The organism is Variovorax sp. J31P179, assembly GCF_030316985.1.
GTDB classification, from domain to species: Bacteria; Pseudomonadota; Gammaproteobacteria; order Burkholderiales; family Burkholderiaceae_C; genus Variovorax; species Variovorax ginsengisoli_B.
Map to the genome: position 1 here is coordinate 102,539 of NZ_JASZYL010000011.1, position 25,469 is coordinate 128,007.

Annotated in this window: 25 protein-coding genes; 15 read left to right on the forward strand and 10 right to left on the reverse strand. The window is 69.2% G+C overall.

The features are described 5' to 3' along the window. Positions 1-57 precede the first annotated feature (57 nt). The 7 genes from QTI17_RS25645 to QTI17_RS25675 all read right to left on the reverse strand — a co-directional run bounded on the left by QTI17_RS25645 (position 58) and on the right by QTI17_RS25675 (position 5,915). On the reverse strand, positions 58-864 hold the full coding sequence (locus QTI17_RS25645; protein WP_286536493.1) for a c-type cytochrome: 807 nt from the start codon (positions 862-864) through the stop codon (positions 58-60). Beyond that, positions 864-2,486 carry a cbb3-type cytochrome c oxidase subunit I gene (locus tag QTI17_RS25650; RefSeq protein WP_286536494.1) on the reverse strand — a complete coding sequence of 541 codons (1,623 nt, stop codon included), beginning with the start codon at positions 2,484-2,486 and terminating at the stop codon, positions 864-866. The genes QTI17_RS25645 and QTI17_RS25650 overlap by 1 nt, the downstream gene beginning before the upstream one ends. Next, positions 2,473-3,039 (reverse strand): cupredoxin domain-containing protein, encoded by a 567-nt coding sequence (locus QTI17_RS25655; protein ID WP_286536496.1) that lies wholly within the window; start codon positions 3,037-3,039, stop codon positions 2,473-2,475. The genes QTI17_RS25650 and QTI17_RS25655 overlap by 14 nt, the downstream gene beginning before the upstream one ends. After that, on the reverse strand, positions 3,036-3,200 hold the full coding sequence (locus QTI17_RS25660; RefSeq protein ID WP_286536497.1) for a hypothetical protein: 165 nt from the start codon (positions 3,198-3,200) through the stop codon (positions 3,036-3,038). Before QTI17_RS25660 ends, QTI17_RS25655 begins: the two co-directional genes overlap by 4 nt. Positions 3,201-3,211: 11 nt before the next feature. Then, on the reverse strand, positions 3,212-4,504 hold the full coding sequence (locus tag QTI17_RS25665; RefSeq protein ID WP_286536499.1) for a c-type cytochrome: 1,293 nt from the start codon (positions 4,502-4,504) through the stop codon (positions 3,212-3,214). A gap of 5 nt (positions 4,505-4,509) precedes the next feature. After that, positions 4,510-5,241 (reverse strand): c-type cytochrome, encoded by a 732-nt coding sequence (locus QTI17_RS25670; protein WP_286536500.1) that lies wholly within the window; start codon positions 5,239-5,241, stop codon positions 4,510-4,512. A 131-nt stretch (positions 5,242-5,372) separates the two neighbouring features. Next, the gene (locus tag QTI17_RS25675; protein ID WP_286536501.1) at positions 5,373-5,915 is read right to left on the reverse strand and encodes a PaaI family thioesterase; all 543 of its coding nucleotides are present in this window, start codon (positions 5,913-5,915) and stop codon (positions 5,373-5,375) included. A 54-nt stretch (positions 5,916-5,969) separates the two neighbouring features. On the opposite strand from QTI17_RS25675, the gene QTI17_RS25680 reads away from it, so the two are divergent. The 4 genes from QTI17_RS25680 (at position 5,970) to QTI17_RS25695 (ending at position 11,358) form a co-directional block, all read left to right on the forward strand. Further along, the gene (locus QTI17_RS25680) at positions 5,970-6,434 is read left to right on the forward strand and encodes a MarR family winged helix-turn-helix transcriptional regulator (RefSeq protein ID WP_286536502.1); all 465 of its coding nucleotides are present in this window, start codon (positions 5,970-5,972) and stop codon (positions 6,432-6,434) included. Next, positions 6,427-7,683, forward strand: a complete 1,257-nt coding sequence (locus QTI17_RS25685; RefSeq protein ID WP_286536503.1) for an MFS transporter — start codon at positions 6,427-6,429, stop codon at positions 7,681-7,683. Before QTI17_RS25680 ends, QTI17_RS25685 begins: the two co-directional genes overlap by 8 nt. Further along, positions 7,680-9,089, forward strand: coding sequence for an MATE family efflux transporter (locus QTI17_RS25690; protein WP_286536504.1), 1,410 nt, complete (start codon positions 7,680-7,682; stop codon positions 9,087-9,089). Before QTI17_RS25685 ends, QTI17_RS25690 begins: the two co-directional genes overlap by 4 nt. Positions 9,090-9,264: 175 nt before the next feature. Continuing rightward, positions 9,265-11,358 carry a site-specific recombinase gene (locus QTI17_RS25695; protein WP_286536505.1) on the forward strand — a complete coding sequence of 698 codons (2,094 nt, stop codon included), beginning with the start codon at positions 9,265-9,267 and terminating at the stop codon, positions 11,356-11,358. Positions 11,359-11,365: 7 nt separating this feature from the next. Here QTI17_RS25695 and QTI17_RS25700 read toward each other — a convergent pair whose 3' ends face one another. From QTI17_RS25700 to QTI17_RS25710, 3 genes are read right to left on the reverse strand one after another with little or no spacing between them, the layout of a single operon-like run. After that, positions 11,366-12,007 carry a 2-dehydro-3-deoxy-6-phosphogalactonate aldolase gene (locus tag QTI17_RS25700; protein WP_286536507.1) on the reverse strand — a complete coding sequence of 214 codons (642 nt, stop codon included), beginning with the start codon at positions 12,005-12,007 and terminating at the stop codon, positions 11,366-11,368. Continuing rightward, the gene (locus tag QTI17_RS25705) at positions 12,004-12,900 is read right to left on the reverse strand and encodes a 2-dehydro-3-deoxygalactonokinase (RefSeq protein ID WP_286536508.1); all 897 of its coding nucleotides are present in this window, start codon (positions 12,898-12,900) and stop codon (positions 12,004-12,006) included. Before QTI17_RS25705 ends, QTI17_RS25700 begins: the two co-directional genes overlap by 4 nt. A gap of 16 nt (positions 12,901-12,916) precedes the next feature. After that, the gene (locus tag QTI17_RS25710; RefSeq protein WP_286536510.1) at positions 12,917-13,309 is read right to left on the reverse strand and encodes a RidA family protein; all 393 of its coding nucleotides are present in this window, start codon (positions 13,307-13,309) and stop codon (positions 12,917-12,919) included. A gap of 227 nt (positions 13,310-13,536) precedes the next feature. Here QTI17_RS25710 and QTI17_RS25715 point away from each other — a divergent pair, with 227 nt between their 5' ends. The 11 genes from QTI17_RS25715 to QTI17_RS25765 all read left to right on the forward strand — a co-directional run bounded on the left by QTI17_RS25715 (position 13,537) and on the right by QTI17_RS25765 (position 25,451). Next, positions 13,537-15,027 (forward strand): ABC transporter substrate-binding protein, encoded by a 1,491-nt coding sequence (locus QTI17_RS25715; protein ID WP_478140789.1) that lies wholly within the window; start codon positions 13,537-13,539, stop codon positions 15,025-15,027. Between the two features lie 18 nt (positions 15,028-15,045). Further along, on the forward strand, positions 15,046-15,996 hold the full coding sequence (locus QTI17_RS25720) for an ABC transporter permease (protein ID WP_286536514.1): 951 nt from the start codon (positions 15,046-15,048) through the stop codon (positions 15,994-15,996). Continuing rightward, positions 15,993-16,859 carry an ABC transporter permease gene (locus tag QTI17_RS25725; protein ID WP_286536515.1) on the forward strand — a complete coding sequence of 289 codons (867 nt, stop codon included), beginning with the start codon at positions 15,993-15,995 and terminating at the stop codon, positions 16,857-16,859. The genes QTI17_RS25720 and QTI17_RS25725 overlap by 4 nt, the downstream gene beginning before the upstream one ends. Beyond that, positions 16,856-17,896: an ABC transporter ATP-binding protein gene (locus QTI17_RS25730; protein WP_286536517.1), complete on the forward strand. Its 1,041-nt coding sequence runs from the start codon at positions 16,856-16,858 to the stop codon at positions 17,894-17,896. Before QTI17_RS25725 ends, QTI17_RS25730 begins: the two co-directional genes overlap by 4 nt. Continuing rightward, complete coding sequence (locus QTI17_RS25735) at positions 17,893-18,882, forward strand: ABC transporter ATP-binding protein (RefSeq protein WP_286536518.1); 990 nt, start codon at positions 17,893-17,895, stop codon at positions 18,880-18,882. Before QTI17_RS25730 ends, QTI17_RS25735 begins: the two co-directional genes overlap by 4 nt. A gap of 38 nt (positions 18,883-18,920) precedes the next feature. Continuing rightward, entirely contained in the window at positions 18,921-20,192 is a 1,272-nt protein-coding gene (locus QTI17_RS25740) for an amino acid deaminase (protein WP_286536519.1), read from the forward strand. Positions 20,193-20,200: 8 nt separating this feature from the next. Continuing rightward, the gene (locus QTI17_RS25745) at positions 20,201-21,103 is read left to right on the forward strand and encodes a MurR/RpiR family transcriptional regulator (protein ID WP_286536520.1); all 903 of its coding nucleotides are present in this window, start codon (positions 20,201-20,203) and stop codon (positions 21,101-21,103) included. Next, positions 21,100-22,605, forward strand: coding sequence for an N-acyl-D-amino-acid deacylase family protein (locus QTI17_RS25750; RefSeq protein ID WP_286536523.1), 1,506 nt, complete (start codon positions 21,100-21,102; stop codon positions 22,603-22,605). The genes QTI17_RS25745 and QTI17_RS25750 overlap by 4 nt, the downstream gene beginning before the upstream one ends. A gap of 96 nt (positions 22,606-22,701) precedes the next feature. Beyond that, positions 22,702-23,679, forward strand: a complete 978-nt coding sequence (locus QTI17_RS25755; RefSeq protein WP_286522933.1) for a Bug family tripartite tricarboxylate transporter substrate binding protein — start codon at positions 22,702-22,704, stop codon at positions 23,677-23,679. A gap of 61 nt (positions 23,680-23,740) precedes the next feature. Further along, positions 23,741-24,694, forward strand: a complete 954-nt coding sequence (locus QTI17_RS25760; RefSeq protein ID WP_286536524.1) for a 2-hydroxyacid dehydrogenase — start codon at positions 23,741-23,743, stop codon at positions 24,692-24,694. A gap of 10 nt (positions 24,695-24,704) precedes the next feature. Further along, entirely contained in the window at positions 24,705-25,451 is a 747-nt protein-coding gene (locus QTI17_RS25765) for a FadR/GntR family transcriptional regulator (RefSeq protein ID WP_286536526.1), read from the forward strand. Positions 25,452-25,469: the final 18 nt, after the last annotated feature.

Consider the following 25,469-nt stretch of genomic DNA (forward strand, 5'->3'; position numbering starts at 1 on the left):
CCACAATTTCGAAGTGTTCTCCGCGACGCCGGCGCAGGACCCGCCAGGAGCGACCGGTCATTCGGTCCGAGGACCGGCCTTGCGTGCATAGAACGCCGAGACGTCCTCGATTTCCGCGTCCGTCATCGTGCGGGCCACGTTGCGCATCTGCGCCTCGGAATCGTTGCCGCGCTCACCCGAGCGGAATGCCTTGAGCTGCAGCGCGAGATAGCCCTTGGGCATGCCTTCCAGCCACGGGGCGCCGAACTTCTGGTCGATGCCGCCATGGCACGAGACGCAGGGTGCGATATTGCGCAACGGCGCGCCGACCCGCACCAGCGCCGGGAGTTCCTCGTCGTAGGTCGTCGGCGCGGTTCGCGCCTTCGGCAGTTGGGCGTAGTAGGCCGCCAGGTCGGCGATGTCCGCGTCCGACAGGTTCCTGGACAGCGCCACCATGATGGGGCTGCCCCGCTTGCCGCCGCGGTAGTCCATCAGTTGCTTGATGATCACTTCCGGGTATTGGCCGGAGAGGTTCGGCGCATCGGACGTGCTCATGCCCTGGGCGCCATGGCACATCGTGCAGTTGAGCGCCAGCGTGGCGCCGCGTCCGACTGCCTGGCGCGAGCCCTCCTTGCCCATCGATCGATCGAGCACGACATCCGTGGCGGTCGCGGCCTGCCGGGGCGCCGCGCCGAAGGACCAGTCGGCCGGCACCCCGGCCGCCCTGCAGATGCTCGCCCACACCCCCTTGGCGCTGAAGTCGCTGTGCACCGAAGGCAGCAGCACGAAGCCCGCCAGGAAAGCGCCCACGGTCAGGACGATCAGCCACAAGATGCTCTTGCGGAACCAGGGGTTGCGCCAGCCCGTCGTGTCGTGCGCCTTCATCACCGGCTCCCGATCGGTATCACCGGCACATAGGCTTCCTTCAGCGAAGCCAGCTGCACGATGGGGTAGCCGTAGTTGACGATCGTGAGCCCGATCATCATCGCGACCCAGAGGCCGAAGCCGTTCAGCGCGACCGGCGTATGCGCCGACGGATGCGCCGTGCGGCTGAAGGTGAAGGGCGCCACGACCGTGCCTTCCTTCTTGCGGGCAGTGGCGAGCGTATACACCAGCAGGATGCCGGACGCGAGGAGGATGAAGCCGCCGATCGCCGACACGGTCACGGTCCAGGCCTGCGGCTGCAACTCGGGATGCGTGAAGTCGTAGTAGGCCATGCGCCGCGGCATGCCGAGCAGGCCGACCAGGTGCCACGGCATCGACAGGATCATCATCCCGACGAACCACAGCCAGATCTGCCACTTGACGAGCGCGGCCGACAGCGGCGCGCATCCCGTGAGCTGCGGCCACAGCTCGTAGGCGATCATGAAGTACATCAGCACGATCGCACCGGCGAAGATCAGGTGGAAGTGCCCCGTCACCCACTGCGTGTTGTGGATGGTCTCGTTGAGCTGGTAGCTCATGTTGATGATGCCGCCCGCGCCGCCGAAGCCGAGCATGATGAAGGAGAACGTCACCGCCAGCATCATCGGGTTGTCCCACGGCAGCGTCCTGAGCCAGCCGAACATCCCCTGGCCGCCGCGCAGCCTGCCGGCGATCTCGACCGACGCCACGATGGTGAACACGGTGAGCAATGTCGGCACCGACACCATCGCCGTCATCACGGCATGCACGAACTTGAAGCCCGCGCCCACCTGCGGGTCCGCGAAGAGGTGATGGATGCCGATCGGCATCGAGAACACGAGGAAGAGCACGAAGGCCACGCGCCCCATCGTGTCGCTGTAGAGCCTGCCACCGATGGCGCGCGGCACGATCGTGTAGAACGCGATGTACGAGGGCATCAGCCAGAAGTACACGATGGCATGCAAGGTCCACGAGAAGAAGACGCGCGCGAGCCCGGCGTTGATCGTGTCGGTGAGCCCCAGCGAGGCCGGCAGGATCAGCACCAGCACTTCGATCGCCGCGCCGAGCGAGGTCCAGGCCCACAGGTACGCACCGGCCACGTTGCCGAACATCGCCAGCGGGACGGGCTCGCCGGGGTTCTGCTTCTTCCATGCGCGCAGGTTGATGGCCATGAGCGCGACCCAGATCCACGAACCCACGACCACCAGCACCACGCCCAGGTAGTAGAACGGGCTTGCGAGCATGGGCGGGTAGAAGGTGTAGAGCACCGACGCCTTGCCCGATGCCATCGTCACGGCCGCCACCGCCGTGCCGACCACCACGAGCCAGAAGCCGGCCCACGCCCAGCGCACGCCGATCAGCGGCTTCTTGAGCGCAAGCTCGGAGATGGCATAGCCGAAGCCCATCGCCACCAGCGTGGGCAGGACGTAGGCCATGACCGTTCCGTGCGCGGTGACCGAGCGGTAGTAGTGCTCGGGATTGTTGATCCAGGTCGAAAGCGGGCTGCGGATGTACATCTGCCACGCACCCAGCACCAGCGCGCCCAGAAAGGCGATGAAGGCCACCCAGAAGTGGGCCAGAACGAGCTTTCTAGCGTGCAACACAACTGAGCCTTTCACCCGGCCGGGCCTTGGCCATGAATTCGTCGCGCGGCAGCACCTGCACGCGCCCCCACATCGCCTCGTGGCCCGTGCCGCAGTACTCGTGGCACGGCATCAACTGTTCGCCGGTCCGGCTGAACGACGTCGTGAAGGTCGCCACGAAGCCCGGCACGACCATCGTGTTGGCATTGGTCCGGCCGATGATGAATCCGTGGATGGCGTCCGTCGCCGTTGCGCGAAAGGTCACGGGCGTGTCGGCCGGGACCGCGATGCATTGCGGCTCGAACGAATACTGCTGCGCGATCAGACGCACGACCACCCGGCCGTCCGACTCGATGGCCGTGCCGAGATTGCTCTCGATGAACTCGCCCCGCAGATGCAGCGTCTTCACGTCGATCGTTTCCACGCGCGACGGCGGCATGGAGGCCCAGTGCACGCCGGTGACGACCATCATCAGGATCAGCACCGCGATGATCGCGCCGACGATCCAGGTCCAGCGTCGCTCGGCCGCGACGGCAATCGCTTCGGACTCATGCGAGGGCAGGGTCGCACTCATTGCACGGCACCGCGCGGCAGGTACACCGCGAAATAGAAGATGAAGTAGATCGCCACGACGATGGCCGTCGCGATGCCCGCCACCGCGAACGCGCCCGTGGGCCCTCGGCGCACGATGTCGTCGACGCGGCGGTCTTCTTCTTGTTCGCTGATGCTGGACATGAATGGCTTCCTCACTCGGGCAGCAACTTGCGCAGTTCGCTGATCTGGGATGCGTCGACCGGGGTGCCGCTGTTGTCCCATGCCACGCGGATGTAGGTGACGACGGCGGCCGCTTCTTCATCGTCGAGGATGTGGCTGAATGGCGGCATGCCATGCGGGCGCGGGTTCTTGCGGGTGCCGGGCGCGTAGCCGCCGTTGAGCACCATGCGGATCGAGTTGACCGGCGATGCCATCGTGATGGACTGGTTGCCCGCCAGCGGCGGGAACGACGGTGGATGCCCCTTGCCCTCTTCGCCATGGCACATGGCGCATTGCGTGCTGTAGATCTTGCGCCCCGTTTCCATGACGCTGGGGCTCACGAGCCGGGCCTGGCTGGTCGGCGGCGGCTCGGAGTCGCGCTGGGGCAAGGCCCTGAGGTAGACGGCCATCGCCTTGACGTCCTCGTCGCTGAGGTACTGCAGGCTGTTGTAGACCACCTCCGCCATCGGGCCGTAGGTGGTCCCCCGGTGCGAGACGCCGACTTGCAGCAGGTCGGCGATTTCCTGGATCTCCCAGTTGCCGAGCCCCGCCTCGCGGTTGGAAGTGAGCGATGGGGCGTACCAGTTCTGGTTCGGGATCATGCCGCCTTCGAAGGCCTTCGATTCGCTCGATCCGCCCAGCGCATTGATGGCCGTGTGGCACATCGCGCAGTGGCCGAGCCCCTGGACAAGGTATGCGCCGCGGTTCCATTCGGCGTTCTGCTTCGGGTCGGGGATGAACTCGCCTTCCTTGAAGTAGAGCGTTCGCCACCCGATCAGGAGCTCCCGGTTGTTGAAAGGGAACTTGAGCTCGTGCGGCCGGTTCTGCTGGCGCACCGGCGTGACCGACATCAGGTAGGCGAAGATGGCGTCGCTGTCCGCCCGCGTGACCTTGGTGTAGGAGGCGAACGGCATGGCCGGATACAGCAGCGTGCCGTCCTTGGAAACGCCGGTGTGCATCATCCGGTAGAAGTCATCGGGGGTCCATCGGCCGATCCCGGTCTCGTCGTCCGGCGTGATGTTGGGCACGAAGAGTGCGCCGAAAGGCGTGGGCATCGCGCGGCCGCCCGCGAATGGCTTGCCCGTGGGCTCCGTGTGGCAGGCCACGCAGTCGCCGGCACGCGCGAGGTACTCGCCGCGGTTGATGACCTCGGTGGTCGCATCCTTCGGGGCCGTGCTGGCGCGGCCGGGCTCGGGCAATGCGGAAGGCCGCAACCACCACAAGACGGCGGCGCCCGCCACCGCCAGCACCACGAGCGCGAGGAGGATCTTGAATGCCAGTTTCATGACCGTCACTTCTGGCTGCCGCATGCCAGGGGCATGCGAACGACATTGGCCGGTTCCGGCGACGGGTCCGTGGGCGCGGCCTGCTGCGACAGAAAGGCCGCGACGGCGTTCATGTCCGCATCGGACAGGCGCGTGGCCACGCGCTTCATGCAGTCGGGTTCGGCCGCGTGGCGCTCGCCGACGCGCCAGCGCGTGAGCTGGGCCACCACATAGGTCGGCCGCAGGCCGACGAGGCCGGGGATGCCTGGTTCCATCCCCGTCAGCGCGACGCCGTGGCAGGCGACGCACGCGGGAATGCCCTTGCCGGCATCTCCGCCCGCCACCAGCGCGCCGCCCCTGCGCATGGTTTCCAGGTCCGCCTTCATCGGGTCCGCCGGCGCGAACGGGGGCCGCTGGCTCGCGAAGTGCTGGGCAATCTCCTTCAGGTAGGCATCCGGCAGATAGGCGACGAGGTAGTTCATCGGCGCGTAGTGCCGCGTGCCGTCGCGAAAGGCCACCAGCTGGTTGTACAGATAGCCCGCGGGCTTGCCGGCAATGCGGGGGAAGTAGCCGTTGCTCGTGCCTTGGCCGCTCTGGCCGTGGCAGGTCACGCAGCCCTGGACGCGGGCCTCCATGGAGTCGACTTCCCGAAACGAAGGAATCGCCTCTGACTGGGCGAGCACGGGGAGGCTGGCGCAGCCCCCTGCGATCGTCGCGCAGGCGCTGATCGTTCGCCAGCGAAGGCATCGGGGCTTCATCGTGGCTTCCTTTCGTATTCCACGGCAGCTCGGGCCGTACCGCTCAACTGGCAGAGACGCGGACTTGGATCGTAGCGATGCCCACCATGCCTTGCAAGAAGATCATTTCGCACCCGGATGCGGGAGCCCGGTCAGCGGTTCGGCATCTCGAACACCAGGCAGGTGGTGGTGGCGTGGGCGTAGAGCGTGCCGTCGGCGCCGATCAGGCGGGCTTCGGCGGTGGCCAGCTGGCGGCCGCAATGCAGCACCTTGCCCTCGGCGCGCACGCGCTGCACCTTGGGCGACAGCGCCTTGACCAGGTTCACGCCGAGTTCGGCGGTGGTGTAGCCGCGGCCGGCCGGCATCATGGTGTGGACCGCGCAGCCCAGCGCCGAGTCGAGCAGGGTGGCGAACCAGCCGCCGTGGATGGTGCCGAGCGGATTCAGGTGCTCGGCCAGCGGCCGGCCCTGGAACACCGCTCGCCCGGGCCCGACCTCGATGATCTGGAACGACAGCGTCTTGGCGATCGCCGCATAGGGGATTTCGGCCCGCAGCATGGCCTCCATCATTTCGAGGCCGGTCTTGCCGGCAAGCTGCTCGGGACGCGCCACGCCGGGGCCAGGCCCGGCGTTCAGGCGTTCCGAAATGGCGTCTTCCTCGGCGATCCAGGCTGCCAGTCGATCGGTGGCTGTCATTCGTGTTTCCTCGTCAAAGTTGCATATGCAATGATTGTAGCTACAATGATCGACATGAATGCCATCGTCAAGCCCCAGGGCTGCACCAATTTCCGGCTCAGGCACCTGGCGCGCCAGGTCTCGCGCCACTACGACGCCGAGGTCGCCCACAGCGGCCTCAAGACTTCGCAGTACTCGCTGCTGTCGCACGTGATGCACCTCGGGCCGATCCGCCCGGGCGAGCTCGCGAAGGCGATGGGCGTCGACGCCTCGACGCTGACGCGCAACCTCAAGCCGATGGTGGCGGCCGGCTGGCTCACGCAGGGCGAGGGGTCCGATGCGCGCAGCCGCCTGGTCGAGGTCACCGAGGCCGGCCGCGTCAAGCGCGCCGAGGCGCAGCGCCACTGGCGCACCGCGCAGGAAAAGCTCAACGCGCTGCTCGGCATCGACCGGGTGCTGGCGCTGCATGCCCTGGTCGACGAAAGCATCGCGTTGCTGAGCGGCCTGGACGAAACGACCGAGGGAGAGCGCGATGAATGACAAGACCACCGTGGGCCCGGCGCCCGTCGCCCGCTACGCCGTCTGGCTGGTGCTGCTGGCCGCGGCCGGCACTTTTGCCCTGACCATGGGGGTGCGCCAGACGATGGGGCTCTTCCTGTCGTCGCTGAACACCGCCACCGGCCTGGGCATCGGCAGCATCAGCCTCGCCTTCGCCTTCGGCCAGCTCTGGTGGGGCCTGACGCAGCCATTCGCGGGCGCGGTGGCCGACCGCATCGGCACCGGCCGCGTGATCTTCATCGGCGTGCTGCTGGTGGCGCTGGGCACCTTCCTCACGCCGCTGATGACCACCACCGGCGGCCTGATCTTCGCGATCGGCGTGCTGGCCGCGGGCGGCGCGGGCATGGCCGGCCCCTCGGTGCTGATGGCCGCGACCACGCGGCTGGTGCCGGCCCACAAGCGCGGCCTGGCCACCGGTGTGGTGAACGCGGGCGGCTCCTTCGGCCAGTTCGCGATGGCGCCGATCGCGATCGGCCTGATGGCGACCGTCGGCTGGGCCAGCGCGATGCAGTGGCTGGCGATCCTGATCCTGCTGGCGCTGCCGGCGGTGTGGGTGCTGAAGGGCAACTCGAAGCAGCTGGCGGCGCAGTCGGCCGCCGCCAGCGGCACCAGGCCGTTGACCGCGCGCCAGGCCATCGGGCAGGCGCTGGCGACACCGAGCTACCGCTACCTGAGCCTGGGCTTCCTGGTCTGCGGCTTCCACGTCGCCTTCCTGGCCACCCACCTGCCCGGCGTGGTCGCGGCCTGCGGCCTGCCGCCCGAGATCGGCGGCTGGGCGCTCGGCATGATCGGCCTGTTCAACATCGTCGGCAGCCTGGCGATGGGCTGGGCGGTCGGCCGTTGGCGCATGAAGTCGCTGCTGGCACTGCTCTATGCGGTCCGCGGCCTGGCGGTGCTGGCGTTCCTGCTGGCGCCCAAGACGCCCGCCGTGATGCTGGTCTTCGCGGCCGTGATGGGCATCACCTTCCTGTCGACCGTGCCGCCCACTGCCGGCCTGGTCGCCAAGATGTTCGGCCCGGCCAACATGGCGATGCTGTTTGGCATCGTGATGCTGGCGCACCAGGTCGGCGGTTTCCTCGGCGCCTTCCTCGGCGGCTATGTGTTCCAGGCCACCGGCAGCTACGACATCGTGTGGTACATCGACATCGCGCTGGCGGCCGGCGCGGCGCTGGTCAACCTGCCGATCCGCGAGGCGCGGCCGGTGCTGGTGGCGAAGACGGCGGCGGCATGACGGCGCTCGACCCCCGCACCCGGCGCCTGCTCGAAGCGCCGATCGTGCCGACGCTGCTGCGGCTGGCCGCGCCCAACGTGGTGGTGATGGTCGCGCAGGCCTCGGTCGGGCTGATCGAGACTTTCTTCGTCGGCAAGCTCGGCACCGATGCGCTGGCCGGCATGGCGCTGGTGTTCCCGATCGTGATGCTGATGCAGATGACCTCGGCCGGCGCGATGGGCGGCGGCATCGCCTCGTCGATCGCGCGCGCACTCGGCGCCCGGCGGCGCGACGATGCCGATGCGCTGGTGCTGCATGCGATCGCGATCGCGGTCGGCTTCGGCGTGCTGTTCATGGCCGCGATGCTGCTCGGCGGCCGCTGGCTGTTCACGCTGATGGGCGGCGACGGCGCCTCGCTCGAGGCGGCCCTGGTCTATTCCCACGTGGCGTTCTCGGGCGCGGTGCTGGTGTGGCTGTTCAACTCGCTGGCGGCGGTGGTGCGCGGCACCGGCAACATGGCGGTGCCGGCCAACGTGACGGTGGTCGGCGTCGTGCTGCTCATTCCGCTGTCGCCGCTGCTGATCTTCGGCTGGGGCCCGGTCCCCGGTCTGGGCATCGCCGGCGGGGCGGTGGCGCTGCTGCTTTACTACCTGGGCGGTACGCTGGCGCTGTGGGCCTACCTGCGCTCCGGGCGCAGCCTGCTGCGGCCTTCATGGGCCGGCATGCGCTTCCGCTGGCCGCTGTTTCGCGACATCCTGCGCATCGGACTGGTCGCCGCCGTGTCGACCGTGGCGACCAACCTGTCGATCGGCATCGCGACCGCGCTGACCGGCCATTTCGGACCCGGCGCGATCGCCGGCTACGGCACGGCCTCGCGGCTCGAGTACCTGCTGGTGCCGCTGGTGTTCGGCCTCGGCGCGCCGCTGGTCGCGATGGTCGGCACCTGCATCGGCGCCGGCCAGCGCGAGCGCGCCTTGCGCGCCACCTGGGCCGGCGCGGCCATCGCCTTCGTGCTCTCCGGCGCCATCGGCCTCGCGGCGGCCCTGTTCCCGCGCCCCTGGCTGCTGCTGTTCGGACACGACCCGGCGATGCTCGAGGCCGGCGCCCAGTACCTGCGCGCGGTCGGTCCGTTCTATGGCTTCTTCGGCGTCGGGCTGGTGCTGTACTTCGCGTCGCAAGGGGCGGGGCGCCTGCTGTGGCCGGTGATCGGCAACCTGGCGCGGCTGCTGGTGGCCGGCCTCGGTGGCTGGCTCGCGCTGCGCTGGGGCGGCGACCTGCTGCATGTCTTCGCGGTCCAGGGCGCTGCGCTGGTGGTCTATGGCGTCGTCATCGCCTCGGCCATCGCCGGCGGCGCATGGTTCGGCCGCGTGGGGTGGCCGCGCACCACGGCGGGGCTGCTGCGCCGCATCCACCCTTCCTCTTCCTGATTCCCCAAGCCGGATTCTCCGAAAGGGCGGGTTGATCCGGGAGCGTCGCCGGGCCGCGGCTATCATCGGCGTCCCTCGCAGGGATGCCGCAGCGATCCGGCGTGTCTGAACCGGTTGGTTTCTTCACGCATGTTTTCCGCGGGGACCCGGCTGCGAGGATCTCTCCGGGAATTGCATGTTTCGTTCGCTCACAGCCTTCATCAGGAACTGGCGCGCAGCGCGCAGTGCCGGCCATCAGCTCGACGTGCTGCTGGCCATGGCCGATGCAGGCGCGTCGTACACCGAGCGAAGCGAGTGGCTGATCGAACTCGTCCACTGGATCCGCCGGGCCGGGAAGCTGCAGGCCGAAAGCAGCGACGACAGGACATCGGGCGGCGCGCGCCACTTCGCCGAACACACGCGGGTGCGCCATGTGCTGAACGTGCTCGACCGCAATCCGGCATGGAAAGCGAACGTCGCCGGCATCCTGCGCGCGATGCTGCGCGAGAGCGATGGCATCTCGCTGCTGTGCGATGCCGGCATGCCGGTGCATTCGGGCTTCGTCGGCGCGCTGGTCGAGCGTGTGCAGTCGCTGATGATTCCGCCGGCGCCGAACCGCCGCGAGCTGAGCGCGCTGTTCACGCTGATGTTCAGCGCCAGCCACGATGCCGAGTGGACCGATGCGCTGCCCATCGATCTGCTCGACCGCATCCGCGCGCTGTTCCGGCACGAGGAGGCCGACGATGCACGGCGCATCGGTGCGTTCTCGCTCGATTTCCTGGCCGCGCTGCACAACCTCACCTGCCAGATCAGCTCGACCGGCATGTCGCAACTGGTCCGCAGCCGGCTCGGCGATGCGGATGCGCGGGTGGCCACCGAGTCGCAGCCGTTCTACCGGCTCACGCGCGCCATGCTCGCGGTCGAGGCGGCGCACCGGGCGGTGGAGGAGGGCGCGGAGCCGGCGCAGCTCCTGCGCGAGGTCAACTACCTGCGGCTGGTGCTCGACCAGTGCCATGCCGCGATCGATGACGTGTTCAGGAACCTCTACCGCAATGGCGTCAGCGTCGACATCGTGTTCCAGATGGAGCGCATGCGGATGCGCATCGCGCGCACGGAACACCTCCTGGATGCGTGGCTGGCTTCGGACGACATGCGATCCGTCTCGCGCCTCACGGCCGAACTGGTCAAGGCCAACCAGGAAAGCCGAAGTGTTTCGCATCTTCTGAGCAGCAACATTTCGCTGCTCACGCGAAAAGTCGTCGAGTACAACGCCGACACCGGCGAGCACTACATCGCCCGCGACCGCCAGGAGTACCTGACGATGCTGCGGATGGCCGCGGGCGGCGGGCTGGTGACAGTGGCGACCGTGTGCGTCAAGTTCGCGATCACCGGAGCGTACCTGCCCTCGATGCTCGAAGGGCTGCTGGCCGGCATCAACTATGCGGCGAGCTTCCTGCTCATCCACTTCCTGCACTTTTCCCTCGCGACCAAGCAGCCGGCGATGACCGCGCCGACCCTCGCGCGGGAAGTCGACGGCGCCTCGACGCCGGAGGGGCTGGACGGATTCATGTCCTCCGTCTTCGCACTGATTCGCACGCAGGCGGCCGCGGTGCTTGGCAACGTGCTGATGGTCTTTCCGGCGTGCCTGGGCCTGCAACTCCTGTTTCAGGCGCTGTTCGGCACCGGCATCATTTCGCCGGTGAAGGCGCAGTCGACGCTGGAATCGTTCTCGCTGCTCGGGCCGACGCCGTTCTACGCCGCGCTCACGGGCGTGCTGCTGTGGTCATCCAGCCTGCTGGCCGGCTGGGTCGACAACTGGTTCGTGCTGCACCGCGTCGGCGATGCGCTGGAATACAACCGCCGGCTCCGGCTGACGCTCGGCGCGACGGGCGCGGCGAAGCTGGCTGCGTTCTGGCGTTCGAACATCGCGGGCGTGGCCGGCAACATCTCGCTGGGCCTGATGCTGGGGCTGGTGCCCGCGATTCTTTCCGGCTTCGCGTTCAGCTTCGACGTGCGCCACGTGACCTTGAGCACTGGTTCGGTCGGCGTGGCGGTCGGCGTGCTCGGCTGGGACGTCCTGCGGTCCGGCGCCTTCTGGTGGGCGCTCGCGGGCGTGGGCAGCATGGCGATCCTCAATGTGGCGGTGAGCTTCGCGCTCGCCTTCCACATGGCCCTGCGCTCGCGCGACCTGCGCTTTGCGCAGCTGAAATCCATCTACAGGAGCGTGGTGCTGCGCATGCTCAGCCGGCCGTTGGATCTCTTCTGGCCCCGGTCGCGGGCGCGCGCGTGATCGCCGGTCAGGCGCGCTGCGTGCGGTTGAACGCGGCAACGAAGCGCAGTGCGTCCTCGTGCACCGCGGCGGCACTCTTGCCCGGCTTGTAGAGCGCCGAACCGATGCCGAAGCCGGCCGATCCTGCGGCACGCCAGGCGTCCATGTTGTCGGGCGTGATGCCGCCGACCGGCATCAGCGGCGTGTCCTTGGGCAGCACCGCGAGCAGGGCCTTGACCACTGCCGGCGAAGCCAGCTCGGCCGGGAACAGCTTGAGCCCGGTGGCGCCCGCGGCCAGGGCGCCGAAAGCCTCGGTCGGCGTCATCACGCCGGGCAGGCTCACCAGGCCCAGGCGCACGGCCTCGGCGATCACCTCGGCGTTGAAGTTCGGCGCCACGATCAGTTCGCCGCCCGCACCCTGCACCGCCCGCACCTGCTGCGGGTCGAGCACCGTGCCGGCGCCGACCAGCGCCTGCGGGAAGCGCTGGCGCAGCAGGGCGATGCTCTCGAGCGGCTGCGGCGAATTGAGCGGCACCTCGAGCAGGCGGAATCCGGCGTCGATGATGGCGTCGCCCACCGCGGGCGCTTCGGCCGGCGTGAGCCCGCGCAGGATCGCCACCAGCGGCAGTGCCTGCATGGCGGCGGAGAATTTGGCGAGCGGAATGGTCATGTCTTTCGGTGGCTGGTGGAGTGAAGGGCGTGCAAGCCGGCCCAGGTGGCCTCGGCGCCGAGCGTGCGGGCCTGGGTGCCCGAGGCCTGCAGCGCCAGCTGGTAGCGCTGCGTGAGTGCGGGGCTGCCGATCAGCACCACGTCGACCGCGGCATGGACCGACTGGGTGCGCAGTTCTTCGCCGATCAGGATGCCCGACAGGTAGCTGGCGAGTTCGCGCGTCGGCATGCGGTCGAACAGCGCCAGGGTGCGCGCGCCGAAGGCGTTGTGCAGCAGCCCCTGGCCGTTGTCGGACTGCGTCACGCCCTGCAGGAAGGCGGCTTCGTCGAGCGGCGCCGAGGTGTCGAGCGTGCGCGCCAGGATCGAATGCTGGCTCAGCAGCGCATAGAGCTCGCCGGTCATGAAGGTGCGAAAGCCCGTCACCATGCCGTTCTTGACGCGGGCCCACTTGTTGTGCGTGCCGGGCAGCACGAACAGGCCGTCGCGCAGCCCGGTCAGCGCCATGGCGCCGAAGATCTGGACCTCCTCGCCGCGCATCACGTCGGGCACGCCGTCATGGCTGTCGTTGAGACCCGGCACGATCGAGATCCGCCCGGGCTCGATCTCGAGCACCTTGGCGCGCACCTCGGACAGGCCGGCGGGGCAGGGGCAGTAGGGGGCCTCGACCCAGCCCTGCTTGCTGCCGGCCATGCCCGAGATCAGGCAGCGGGTGCCCAGCGGGCGCATCCAGTCGCCGAACAGGGTCTCGAAGACCTCGGTGAAGCCGCCGGGCTTGACGCTCAGGATGCCGCGCGGATGGCTTTGCTCCTCGCGCACGCTGCCGTCGGCGTCGAGCAGCGCGCCGCGCAGCGAACTGGTGCCCCAGTCGACCGCCACCAGGTGATGGGAAGACATCGGCGCGGTCTCCGTCTCAGCCGCGCGGCTTGTAGGCCGTGACGTCGATCTCGACCTTGGCGTCGATCATCAGCCGCGCCTCGACGGTCGAGCGCGCGGGCCGGTGCTCGCCCAGGCATTCCATGTAGACGCGGTTGAAGCTGCCGAAGTCGCGCGCGTCGTCGAGCCAGACGCTGACCTTGGCAATGTCGGCCAGGGTGCAGTCGGCCAGCGCCAGGGCCTGCTCGATGCGCTTGAAGACCTGGCGCGTCTGCACCTCGATGCCGCCGACGACGACCTGGCCCTGGTCGTCGGTGGGCACCTGGCCCGAGACGAAGACGAAGTCGCCGGCGCGGGTGGCGGGCGACAGCGGACGGGCCTGGCGATCGGAGGCGATCGGCGACTGGCCGAGCATTTCAACTTTGGACATAGCGGTTAGATGTGTAATGAAATTACAGAAAAGTTAAGGGTAAACCCCCGTTTGACGCGCAATTCGCAGAGAAATACGATCGCCGATGTAATGTTATTACTCACGGAGCCGCGATGCAATCTTCCGCCAACACTGTAGCCACATCTGGTTTTCTCCGGTTGAAGCCAACGCGTGGATCGCCATGGCGTCCGCTCGCGGGGGCGTTCGCCGCCTGCGTCGCGCTCGGCCTGTGGGCCGGTGCGGCCCAGGCCGAACTGCCCAAGGGCGGGGCCGCCAATCTCGCCATGGTCGGCGAGCCGCAGGGCCTGGACCCGATGGTCAGCACCGCCGACCTGGTCGGCACGATCATGCAGCACGTCTACGAGCCGCTCTACACCTTCGACGCCAACTGGAACGTGGCGCCGATGCTGGCCGAAGGCATGCCGGTGGTCTCGAAGGACGGCCTCAGCTACAGCTTCACGATCCGCAAGGGCGTCAAGCTGCACAACGGGCGCGACCTCAACGCCGACGACGTGGTGGCCTCGCTGCAGCGCTGGATGGAACTCTCGCCGCGCGGCAAGTCGGTCGCCAAGGAAGTCGAGTCGCTGAGCGCCAAGGGCCCGCTCGGCGTCGAGCTGAAGCTCAAGAACCCGTATGCGCCGCTGCTGGCCCAGCTCGCGCTGCCGAGCGGCATGGCGGCCATCATGGCCAAGGAGAGCATCGCGCCGCAGCTCAAGGACTTCATCGGCACCGGCCCCTACAAGTTCAAGGAGCGCCGGCCCGACCAGTTCACGGTGCTGACCCGCTTCGACGGCTACAGCGCGCGCAAGGAAGCACCGAGCGGCTATGCCGGGCGCCGCGAAGCCGTGCTCGACGAACTGCGCTTCGTGCCGGTGCCGAATGCCAACACCCGCGTCGAAGGCTCGCTGTCGGGCCAGTTCCAGTACGCCGACCTGCTGCCGGTCGAGGCCATCGGCCGGATCGAGAAGGGCGCGCCGGCGGTGGTGCCGATCGTCACGAAGAACTTCGGCTTCCCCTACATCGTGTTCAACACCAAGGAGGGCGTGCTGACCTCGCAGCCGCTGCGACGCGCCGTGCAGACCGCGGTCGGGCAGGGCGAGCTGATGGCGGCCGGCTTCGGGGACAACCGCTTCTTCGTGGTCGAGCCGAACTTCTTCCCGAAGGGCACGCCGTACTACGCGGCGACCGGCAGCAACGTCTACAACACGCGCAATCCGCAGGCCGCCAAGGAGGCCGCGGCCAAGGCCGGCTACAACGGCCAGCCGATCCGCATCATGGCCAGCCGGCAGTACGAGTTCCACTACAACATGGCGCTGGTGATGTCCGAGCAGCTCAAGAAGGCCGGCTTCAAGACCGACCTGCAGGTGGTCGACTGGGCGACCCTGGTGCAGCGGCGCAACGACCCGAAGCTGTGGGACGTCTACTTCACCCATTCGGGCCTGTTCCCGGAACCGATGCTGTCGCCGCCGCAGCTCGGCGACGACGCGCCGGGCTGGTGGGATTCGGCGGCGAAGAAGTCCAGCCTCAAGGCCTTCAACCAGGAGACCGACAGTGCCAAGCGCGGCGCCTTGTGGGGCACGGTGCAGCAGACGGTGTATGACGAAGTGCCATTCATCGAGGTCGGCAAGTTCAACGGACTGTCGGCGCGCTCGGCCAAGCTCGAGGGCTACACGCCCGCCATCTGGCCGTTCTTCTGGAACACCGGCCTCGCCAAGTAGGCCGGAACGGAACGCCCCATGCTGCGCTTTCTGCTGACCCGCCTGGCGGGGGCCGTGGTGGTGCTCGCCATCGTCGCGGTGCTCGTCTTCGCGCTGACCCGGCTGGCTTCCGGCGATCCGGTCGCCCTGCTGCTCGGCGACCAGGCCACGACGGCCGACATCGCCCAGGCCCGCATCCAGTACGGCCTCGACAAGCCGCTGCCGACGCAGTTCGTGCTGTGGGTCGGCGAGCTGCTGCAGGGCAACCTCGGGCAGTCGCTGTTCCTGCAGCGGCCGGTCTCGCAGGCGCTGCTCGAGCGCGCCGAGCCGACCTTGTTCCTGGCCCTGTTCGCGGTCGGCATCGCGGCGCTGATCGGCATCCCGGCCGGCATGTCGGCGGCGATCTGGCGCGGCAGCGCGGCCGACCAGGCCGTGAGCAGCGTCGCGATGCTCGGCGCCAGCATCCCGAGCTTCTGGCTCGGCCTGATCCTGATCCAGTTCTTCGCCGTCAGGCTCGGCTGGTTCCCGGCCTCGGGCTACGGCGACCCGAGCGCGTCATTCGGCGAGCGCCTGCAGCACCTGCTGCTGCCGGCGCTGGTGCTGGGCCTGCTGAATTCGGCCTTGATCATCCGCTTCACGCGCGCCTCGATGCTCGACATCCTCGGCGAGGACTATGTGCGCACGGCCCGGGCCAAGGGGCTGCCCGAGCGGGTGATCATGGTCAAGCACGTGCTGCGCAACGCGCTGGTGCCGATCGTCACGGTGCTCGGCCTCACGCTGGCGCTGATGATCGGCGGCACGGTCGTGACCGAGACGGTCTTCAACCTGCCCGGCGTCGGCAACCTGGTGGTGCGCGCGGTGCTGCGGCGCGACTATCCGGTGATCCAGGGCACGCTGCTGGTCATTGCCGCCATCTACGTGTTCATCAACCTCGGCGTCGACTTCATCTACACGCTGGTCGATCCGCGCATCCGGCTGGAGGGAAAATGAGAGCCGCGATCGTTTCCCGCTGGAACAGCGCGATGCCGGTGGCGCGGCGCCTGTTCGGGCGCAAGATCGTGCTGGCGGCGGCCCTGGTGCTGCTGCTGGTGACCGGTGTCGCGGTGCTCTACCCGCTGCTGTCGGACGCCGACCCCGGCGCCATCGAGATCGGCCAGCGCCTGCATGCGCCTTCGCTCGAACACTGGGCCGGCACCGACGAGCTGGGCCGCGACGTGATGCTGCGCATCGTGCACGGCGCGCGCTACTCGCTGCTGATCGGCGTCGTGACGGCCGCCGGCGCGGTGTTGTTCGGCACCTTGATGGGCATGCTCGCGGGCTTCTTCCGCCGGCTCGACGCGCCGCTGATGCGCGTGGTCGACGCCATGATGTCCTTCCCCGACATCCTGCTGGGCATCGCGCTGGTGTCGATCCTCGGCGTCTCGCTTTGGAACGTGATGTTGGCGCTGGTGATCGTCTACACGCCGCGCGTCGCCCGCGTGGTGCGCGCCACCACGCTGGTGCTGCGCGAGCTGCTGTTCGTCGACGCGGCGCGCGCGCTCGGCGTGCGCACCCCGAAGATCCTCTGCAAGCACATCCTGCCGAACCTGATGTCGCCGATCCTGGTGCAGGTGACTTTCATCTTCGCCTACGCGATCCTGGCCGAGGCAGGACTGTCGTTCCTCGGCGTCGGCGTGCCGCCCGACATCCCGACCTGGGGCACGATGATCGCGGGCAGCCTCGACTATGCCGACCGCGCCTTCTGGACCATCTTCTGTCCCGGCCTGGCCATCGTGCTGACGGCGCTGTCGCTGCAGATGCTGGGCGACGGCGTGCGCGACCTGCTCGACCCGAAGCTGAGGAAGGCCGCATGAACGCGATCGCATCCGCAACGCCCCGCCTCGAAGTGCAGGGCCTGTCGACCTCCTTCGCCACCGAGGCCGGCCGCATCCAGAGCGTGGCCGATGTCTCGTTCGCGATCCGTCCAGGCGAGACGCTGGCGCTGGTCGGCGAATCGGGTTCCGGCAAATCCGTCACCAGCCTCACGCTGATGGGCTTGCATGCCAAGACCTCGCATGCGCAGGTCGAGGGCCAGGCCTGGTTCGTGCGGCGCGACGGCCGGCGCGTCAACCTGCTCGACCTGCCCGAGTCCGAAAAGCGCGCGCTGCGCGGCAACGAGCTCGGAATGATCTTCCAGGAGCCGATGACCAGCCTGAACCCGGTGCTGACCATCGGCGAGCAGATCGCCGAATCGGTCCGGCTGCACCTGAAGCTCGACCGCAAGGCTGCGCACGCCCATGCGCAGCGCATGCTCGAACTGGTCGAGATCCCGGCCGCGGCGCAGCGGGTCAACGAGTACCCGCACCAGCTTTCGGGCGGCATGCGCCAGCGCGTGATGATCGCGCTCGCGATGGCCTGCAACCCGACCCTGCTGATCGCCGACGAGCCGACCACCGCGCTCGACGTCACGATCCAGGCGCAGATCCTGGCGCTGATGGGCCGGCTGCAGAAGGAGACCGGCATGAGCATGCTGTTCGTCACCCACAACCTCGGCGTGGTCGCGCAGTACGCCGACGCGGTGGCCGTGATGTATGCGGGCCGGATCGTCGAGTCGGCGCCGGTGCACGACCTGTTCGCCCGGCCCGCGCATCCCTATACGCGCGGCCTGCTGGCCTGCCTGCCGGGCGTGGCGCGGCGGCGCGCCTCGCCGGTGCTGCCCGGCCGGCGCCCCCAGCTGGTCGCCATCCCCGGCCAGGTGTCGAGCCCCTTCGCGCCGCCGCCCGGCTGCGCCTTCGCGCCGCGCTGCACGCACCGCCGCGAAGCCTGCGACGCCCGCATGCCGATGCTCGATGCCAGCGGCGGCGATCGCCGGGTGCGCTGCATCGGATTCACCGAGGAGTTGGCCGCATGACGAGCGCAACATTGGCGAGCGAGAACCTGCTCGAGATCCGCAACCTGAAGAAGTACTTCGGCAAGGGCAGCCATCCGGTGCGCGCGGTCGACGACGTGAGCTTCGACATCCGCAAGGGCGAGACGCTCGGGCTGGTCGGCGAATCGGGTTCGGGCAAGAGCACCATCGGGCGCCTGCTGACGCGGCTGGTCGATCCGACCGGCGGTGCGATGTCCTACCAGGCGCAGGGCTCGGATGCGCCGCCGCAAGACCTGGCGCAGCTGTCGCAGTCGCAGTTCCGCCCCCTGCGCTCCAAGGTGCAGATCATCTTCCAGGATCCCTACGCGAGCCTCAACCCGCGCATGCGCATCCGCGAGGTGCTGGCCGAGGCGCTCGACACGCACGGGCTGGCCAAGGGGGCGGCGCGCAAGCCGCGCATCGAGCAGCTGCTCCAGCAGGTGGGCCTGCGCCCCGAACACGCCGAGCGATTCCCGCACGAGTTCTCCGGCGGGCAGCGCCAGCGCATCGGCATCGCCCGCGCGCTCGCGGTCGAGCCGCAGTTCATCGTCGCCGACGAGCCGCTGTCGGCACTCGACGTCTCGATCCAGGCCCAGGTGGTGAACCTGCTGGGCGAACTGAAGGAGCAGCTCGGCCTCACGCTGCTCTTCATCTCGCACGACCTGGACGTGGTCGAGTACCTGTGCGATCGCGTGGTGGTGCTGTATCTCGGCCGGGTGATGGAGATCGCGCCGACGCAAGCGCTCTATGCCAGCCCGCAACATCCCTACACGCGCGCGCTGCTGGCGGCGGCGCCGATCCCCGACCCGGCCCAGCGGCGCGTGGTCCCGCTGCTGCAGGGCGACCTGCCGAGCCCGGCGAATCCGCCCTCGGGCTGCGTGTTCCGCACCCGCTGCCCGCTGGCCGAGGAGCGCTGCGCCAGCGCCGACACGCAGCTGCGCGAAGTGCAGACTGGCCACTGGCACGCCTGCTGGCGCAACGATCTTTGAGTACGCTGGCGGCACACGAAGCACCAAACGGAACGAACATGACTGAAGAGCTGATCCTCGACCACCGAAGCAAGAGCTATCCGCTGGGCGCCGCGCCATGCCGGGCCGCCGACATCGGCCAGAAGGGCTGGAACGTGCTGGCCGATGACCTGGCCTATCCGCTGGCCGTCATCCGCCGCTCGGCGCTGGCGCACAACATCGCCTGGATGCAGGACTACGCCCGCCGCAAGGGCGTGACCCTGGCGCCGCACGGCAAGACCACCATGTCGCCCGAGCTGTTCGCGCAGCAGCTGGCCGGCGGCGCCTGGGGCCTCACCTTCGCGACCATCTTCCAGCTCGCCGTGGGCGTCGAAGCGGGCGCGCGGCGGGCCATCATCGCCAACCAGGTGCTCGCCGATGCCGATCTCGACGGCCTCGACGTGCTGCTGGCCGGGCACGGCGACCTGCGGGTCTGGTTCCTGGTCGATTCGCTGGCGCAGCTGGCGGTGATCGAGGACTGGGCACGGCGCCGGCAAAGCCCGCGGCGCTTCGACGTGCTGCTGGAGATCGGCATTCCCGGCCAGCGCACCGGCTGCCGCACGCTCGAAGAAGCGCTCGCACTGGCTGCCGCGATCTCGCGCTCGCCGGCCGTGCACCTCGGCGGCATCGAATGCTACGAAGGCGGCCTCGCCCGTTGCGACAGCGAGCACGACGCGCGTGAAGTCACGGCGCTGGTGCAGCGCGTGCTCGAAGTCGCGCGCTGCTGCGATGCGCAGAACCTGTTCGGCGACGACAGCGTGATGCTCACGGCCGGCGGCTCCGCGGTGTTCGACCTGGTCGTGCCGCTGCTGCGAGCACAGGGGCTGTCGCGCCCGGTGCTCGGCGTGCTGCGCTCGGGCTGCTATGTCACGCACGACAACGGCAACTACGCCCGCTTCCTGAGGCAGGTGGAGCAGCGCGAAGGGCTGGACGCCTCGCTGCGCGCGGCGCTGGAGGTCTGGGCGATGGTGCAGTCGGTGCCCGAGCCCGGGCTGGCGCTGCTGACCTGCGGCCGCCGCGACATCTCCTACGACCTGGAGCTGCCGGTGCCGGTGCGGCATGCGCCGCGCGGCGCCCGCGTGGCGGCCGATGCGCCGCCCGGCTGGACGATCAGCGCGCTCAACGACCAGCATGCCTACCTGCGCTTCGATGCCGCGGGCACGGTGCCGCAGGTCGGCGATCGCGTCGCGCTGGGCATCTCGCACCCATGCACCACCTTCGACAAGTGGCGCTGGCTCGCGCTGGTCGACGACGACCTGGCGGTCAGCGGCGCCATCAGCACGCGCTTCTGAGGGTCGACATGCACAACCCTTCCGTTCATCTCCTGCAGCGCCTGCGCGAGCGCATGGCGCTGCTGCCGGCAGCGCAGCGCAGCGTGGTGCAGTGCGTGCTGGAGGACCCGCGCGCGGCGGTGGCCGCCACGGTCGAGCAGCTCGCGCAGCAGGCCGGCGTGTCGATGCCGACCATCGTCCGGACCTGCCGCAGCTTCGGCTTCGAGTCGGTGCGCGAGTTCATGCTGGCGCTGGCCCAGGACCTGGCCGTCACGGGCTCCTACCTGCACCGCAGCGTGCTGGCCGAGGACAGCGCGGGCGACGTGGCGAGCAAGATCGTCCACGCCGCCGTGTCCTCGCTGACCGAGCTGGGCCGCCGCATCGACGTCGAGGTGCTGGACAAGGTCGCGAGCCGCCTGGCCGAGGCCCGGCGCATCGACTGCTACTCGGTGGGCGCGGCGTCGACCTTCATGGCGAACGAGCTGCAGAGCCGGCTGTTCAGGCTGGGCTGCACCGCCAACGCGATCTTCGATGCCCACCAGCAGCTGGTCTCGGCCAGCACGCTGGGGCCCGATGGCGTGGCCTTCGTGATCTCGCACGTCGGCCGCATGCCCTACACGCTCGAGGCCGCGCGTTTTGCGCGCTCGCAAGGCGCCACCGTGGTGGCCCTGACCCAGCCGGGCACCCAGCTGGCCGAGATCGCGGACCTGGTGCTCGCGGTCTCGGTGCCGCAGGACGCGGTGATGCGGGTCGGCACCGAAGCCTATCTGGCGCACCTGGTGGTGATCGAGATCCTGATGGTGCGGCTGGCGCAGAAGCTCGGACCGGTCGCGACGCGCGGCCTTCAGCAATTCAAGCAGCTGCTGCACAAGCACGGCTTCGACAGCGCCGAGTATTCGGGCGCGTCGGAGACATTCGAGGACGAACGATGACCATCCCGGACACTGGCGCCACGGGACCCGGCCACGCGACGCTGCTCAGGGGCGGCACGGTCGTCGATGGCAGCGACAGCCCGGGATGGCAGGGCGACGTGCTGCTCGCCGGCGAGCGCATCGTGTCGGTGGCGGCGCCTGGCCGGACATCCACCGATCTGCTCGCCAGCCTGCGCGCGCTGGGCCCCATCGACGAGATCGATTGCACCGGCCTGGTGGTCGCGCCCGGCTTCATCGACGTCCATACGCACGACGACTCGGCCGCGATCGAGAAGGCCGACATGCTGCCGAAGATCTCGCAGGGCGTGACCACCGTGATCGTCGGCAACTGCGGCATCTCGCTCGCGCCGATGGTGACCGACACGCCGCCGGCACCGTTGTCGCTGCTGGGCCGGGGCCAGTTCCGCCACGCCACGATGCGCGCCTATGCCGAAGCGGTGAACGCGGCGCGGCCGGCGGTCAACGTGGCTGCGCTGCTGGGCCATACCGCGCTGCGGATGCGCCACATGCCGGTGCTCGACCGGGCCGCCAACGCGGCCGAGCGCGCGGCCATGGCGGCCGACATGCAGGAGGCGATGGACGCCGGCGCACTGGGCCTGTCGTCGGGCGTGTTCTACGAAGAGGCGTTCGCCGCCGACGTCGACGAACTGGTCGCGGTCGCCAGCGTGGCGGCGCGCAACGGCGGTGTCTACGCCACCCACATCCGCGACGAACTGGCCGGCATCCTGCCGGCGCTGCAGGAGGCCGCGCTGACTGCGCGGCAGTCGGGACTGCCGCTCGTGATCTCGCACCACAAATGCGCCGGACCCGCCAACTGGGGCCGCACCCGCGAGACGCTGCCGCTCATCGAAGCGCTGGCGCAAGGCCAGGAGATCGGCATGGACGTCTATCCCTACACGGCCGGCTCGACCGTGCTGCGCGAGGACCTGGTCGACGGCATCATCGACATCCTGATCACCGGCAGCCAGCCGCACCCCGAGGTCGGCGGCCGCTATCTGGCCAACATCGCGGCGGAGTGGGGCGTCACGCAGCAGGAGGCGGCCCGGCGCCTGAAGCCCGGCAATGCCTGCTACTTCCAGATGCGGGAGGACGACGTGCAGCGCGTGATGGCGCATCCGCTCTCGATGATCGGCTCCGACGGCCTGCCGAACGACGAACGGCCGCATCCGCGCCTGTGGGGTGCGTTCCCGCGCGTGCTGGCCAGCTACTGGCGCGAGAAGGGCCTGCTGCGGCTCGAAGAGGCGGTCCACAAGATGACGGGCCTGTCGGCGGCGCGCTTTCGCATCGACGGCCGCGGCCTGCTGAAAGCCGGCCACATGGCCGACGTGGTGGTCTTCGATCCGCTGCGCGTGAAGGACGGCGCGACCTTCGAGCAGCCGCGCCAGTTCAGCGAAGGCATCGAGCGGGTCTGGGTCAACGGCGTGTTGAGCTACACGGCCGAGGGGCGCGCCACCGGTGCGCGCGCGGGGCGTTTCGTGCGGCGGGCAATGGCCGCCGGCTGATCGCGGCCGATCAGGGTTTCTCCTGCCGGCCGTCGAAGTCAATCATCATATGATTTGAATCGAGGGCTCCGCGGCGGGCTCCGCAGGAGACGATTCATGGCCCATTCATCGAACGCGGGGCGCCGGCAGTTGCTGCAGGGCCTCGGTGCCGCAGCCTTGCTGCCCTGGGTGCTGCCCGTGCAGGCCGAAGACTACCCGACCAAGCCGGTCGAACTCGTGGTGCCGGCCTCCGCCGGCGGCGGGACCGACGCGCTGGCGCGCGCCTTCGCGGAAGCCGCGAAAAAGCACTTCCCGCAGCCGCTGGTCGTCAACGACCGGCCCGGCGCAAGCGGCGTCGTCGGCATGAGCGACGTGCTCAACGGCAAGCCCGACGGCTACAAGGTCAGCGTCGTCATCGCCGAACTCGTGATCCTGCCGCACCTCGGCCTTTCGAAGTTCACCTACGCCGACTTCCAGCCGATCGCGCGCCTCAACGCCGACCCGGCCGCGATCACGGTGCAGTCCGACGCGCCCTGGAACACGATCGAGGAATTCCTCGCCGCCGCCAAGGCCAAGCCCGGCGAGATGAAGGTCGGCAATTCCGGCAACGGATCGATCTGGCACCTGGCCGCCGCGGGCCTCGAGGACAAGACCGGCGTCAAGTTCAACCATGTGCCCTACCAGGGCGCGGCACCCGGCGTGGTGGCGCTGCTCGGCGGCCACATCGACGCGGTGGCCGTGAGTCCCGGCGAAGTCGCGGTCCACGTGCAGGCCGGCAAGCTCAAGATGCTTGCGGTGATGGCCGACCAGCGCCTGAAGGCCTTCGACAAGGTGCCTACGCTCAAGGAGCGCAAGATCGACCTCTCGATCGGCACCTGGCGCGGGCTGGCGGTGCACAAGGCCACGCCTGCCGAGATCTCGACGGTGCTGCGCACCATGGCCCGCAAGGGCGCCGACGAGCCGCTGCTGCGCGAGCAGCTCGACAAGCTCAACCTCGGCTTCGCGTACCTCGACGCCGAGGCCTTCGGCCAGGCGATGCAGCGCGACCACGACTATTTCAAGCAGCTGGTGCAGAAGCTGGGGATCAAGGTATGAGCCCCCGCCCGGCCGTTCCGAAGGGGGCTCGCACCGCAGTGCGAAGCACGGAGGTTTTCCAATGAGCAGCGCCACCGACCGGCCCGAGCTGCTGCTCGTCGCGCCTCTGATGCCCTTCCTGCTCGACCAGCTGCGCCAGCACTACACCCTGCACGACCGCATCCACGTCAGCGACCCGGCTGCCTTCGCCGCCGTGGCGCCGCGAATCCGTGGCGTGGTCGCCAATGGCGAGGCCAAGGTGCCGCGCGAACTGATCGCGCAAATGCCGGCGCTGGAAGTGATCTCGGTCTTCGGCGTCGGCTACGACGGCATCGACGTCCCGGCCGCGCACGCGCGCGGCGTGCCGGTCACCAACACGCCGGCGGTCCTCAACGACGATGTGGCCGACCTCGCCATCGGCCTGCTGATCGCGGCCGCGCGCCGCATCCCGCAGGCCGACCGCTTCGTGCGCGCCAACGAATGGACCCACGGCCCGATCGCGTTGAGCCGCAAGGTCACGGGCGGCCGGCTCGGCCTGGTCGGCATGGGCCGCATCGGCCAGGCGATCGCCGAGCGCGCGCTGGCCTTCAAGATGGAGGTGGCCTACACCTCGCGCTCGCCGCGTGCCGGTGTCCCTTATGCCTACCACCCCGACCCGGTCTCGCTGGCCGCGGCGGTCGACTTCCTGGTCGTGATCACGCCCGGCGGCGCCGCCACCAAGGGCCTGATCGATGCCCGCGTGCTGCAGGCGCTCGGCCCCGACGGCTACCTCGTGAACGTCGCGCGCGGCAGCGTGGTCGACGAAGCCGCACTGATCGATGCGCTGCGCCACGGCACCATCGCCGGTGCCGGGCTCGATGTCTTCGCCAACGAGCCGAACGTGCCGGAAGCCCTGCGCACGCTGCCCAACGTGGTGCTGACGCCGCACATCGGCAGCGGAACGAAGCAGACGCGCGAGGCGATGGGCCAGCTCACCTTCGACAACCTGCACGCCCATTTCACGGGCCGGCCGCTGTTGACCCCGGTCGACGCCTGAGCCGATCGCGATGGCCAAGAACACCCATGGCCGCACGCTGGACCTGCTCGGCGAGGCGATCGTCTCGCGCCGCTACGCAGTCGGCACGCCGATGCCGGCCGAGCCCCAGCTGTGCGAAGCTTTCGGCGTCAGCCGCACGGTGGTGCGCGAGGCCGTGAAGTCGCTGGTGGCCAAGGGCCTGATCATCACCGGCCCCAAGGTCGGTACCCGGGTGCTGCCCGACGAGGACTGGAACTGGTTCGATCCCGACGTGATCACCTGGCAGGCGCGGGCCGGCCTCACGCCCGAGTTCCTGCGCGACCTGCAGGACCTGCGGCGCGCGGTCGAGCCGGCCGCGGTGCGGCTGGCGGCCGAGCGCGCAACGGCCGAGGACATCGAAGAGATCGAGGCCGCCTATGCCGGCATGAAGCACGCCGTGGAATTCGGCGGCGATTACGTCAGCTTCGACCTGCGTTTCCACAACGGCCTGCTGCGCAGCGCCCGCAACCGGATGCTGGCACAGATGAGCAAGGCGCTGCACGCGCTGCTGCGCACCAGCTTCGAGATCTCGACCATCAAGAAAGACGGCCCGGCGCAGTCCCTGCCGATGCACCGTGCCGTGCTCGACGCCGTGATCGCGCGCGATCCGGCGCGGGCCGAGCAAGCCATCATCCTGTTGATCGACGGCGCGCGCGCCGACATCGACGAGGTGCTGGGTTCGCGCCGACGACTGCCCCGGCTGTCGCGTCCGCCGCCGCGCCTGCGGGCCGCCGTCTGACGCGGAGCACCATAGTTA

Coding starts and splice junctions, on each gene's coding strand:
- QTI17_RS25760 (WP_286536524.1), top strand. CDS start 23,741: ATGAGCAGCGCCACCGACCGGCCCGAGCTGCTGCTCGTCGCGCCTCTG.
- QTI17_RS25740 (WP_286536519.1), top strand. CDS start 18,921: ATGACTGAAGAGCTGATCCTCGACCACCGAAGCAAGAGCTATCCGCTG.
- QTI17_RS25685 (WP_286536503.1), top strand. CDS start 6,427: ATGAATGACAAGACCACCGTGGGCCCGGCGCCCGTCGCCCGCTACGCC.
- QTI17_RS25765 (WP_286536526.1), top strand. CDS start 24,705: ATGGCCAAGAACACCCATGGCCGCACGCTGGACCTGCTCGGCGAGGCG.
- QTI17_RS25675 (WP_286536501.1), bottom strand. CDS start 5,915: ATGACAGCCACCGATCGACTGGCAGCCTGGATCGCCGAGGAAGACGCC.
- QTI17_RS25720 (WP_286536514.1), top strand. CDS start 15,046: ATGCTGCGCTTTCTGCTGACCCGCCTGGCGGGGGCCGTGGTGGTGCTC.
- QTI17_RS25700 (WP_286536507.1), bottom strand. CDS start 12,007: ATGACCATTCCGCTCGCCAAATTCTCCGCCGCCATGCAGGCACTGCCG.
- QTI17_RS25725 (WP_286536515.1), top strand. CDS start 15,993: ATGAGAGCCGCGATCGTTTCCCGCTGGAACAGCGCGATGCCGGTGGCG.
- QTI17_RS25755 (WP_286522933.1), top strand. CDS start 22,702: ATGGCCCATTCATCGAACGCGGGGCGCCGGCAGTTGCTGCAGGGCCTC.
- QTI17_RS25680 (WP_286536502.1), top strand. CDS start 5,970: ATGAATGCCATCGTCAAGCCCCAGGGCTGCACCAATTTCCGGCTCAGG.
- QTI17_RS25690 (WP_286536504.1), top strand. CDS start 7,680: ATGACGGCGCTCGACCCCCGCACCCGGCGCCTGCTCGAAGCGCCGATC.
- QTI17_RS25645 (WP_286536493.1), bottom strand. CDS start 864: ATGAAGGCGCACGACACGACGGGCTGGCGCAACCCCTGGTTCCGCAAG.
- QTI17_RS25665 (WP_286536499.1), bottom strand. CDS start 4,504: ATGAAACTGGCATTCAAGATCCTCCTCGCGCTCGTGGTGCTGGCGGTG.
- QTI17_RS25745 (WP_286536520.1), top strand. CDS start 20,201: ATGCACAACCCTTCCGTTCATCTCCTGCAGCGCCTGCGCGAGCGCATG.
- QTI17_RS25660 (WP_286536497.1), bottom strand. CDS start 3,200: ATGTCCAGCATCAGCGAACAAGAAGAAGACCGCCGCGTCGACGACATC.
- QTI17_RS25710 (WP_286536510.1), bottom strand. CDS start 13,309: ATGTCCAAAGTTGAAATGCTCGGCCAGTCGCCGATCGCCTCCGATCGC.
- QTI17_RS25670 (WP_286536500.1), bottom strand. CDS start 5,241: ATGAAGCCCCGATGCCTTCGCTGGCGAACGATCAGCGCCTGCGCGACG.
- QTI17_RS25730 (WP_286536517.1), top strand. CDS start 16,856: ATGAACGCGATCGCATCCGCAACGCCCCGCCTCGAAGTGCAGGGCCTG.
- QTI17_RS25695 (WP_286536505.1), top strand. CDS start 9,265: ATGTTTCGTTCGCTCACAGCCTTCATCAGGAACTGGCGCGCAGCGCGC.
- QTI17_RS25735 (WP_286536518.1), top strand. CDS start 17,893: ATGACGAGCGCAACATTGGCGAGCGAGAACCTGCTCGAGATCCGCAAC.
- QTI17_RS25705 (WP_286536508.1), bottom strand. CDS start 12,900: ATGTCTTCCCATCACCTGGTGGCGGTCGACTGGGGCACCAGTTCGCTG.
- QTI17_RS25655 (WP_286536496.1), bottom strand. CDS start 3,039: ATGAGTGCGACCCTGCCCTCGCATGAGTCCGAAGCGATTGCCGTCGCG.
- QTI17_RS25750 (WP_286536523.1), top strand. CDS start 21,100: ATGACCATCCCGGACACTGGCGCCACGGGACCCGGCCACGCGACGCTG.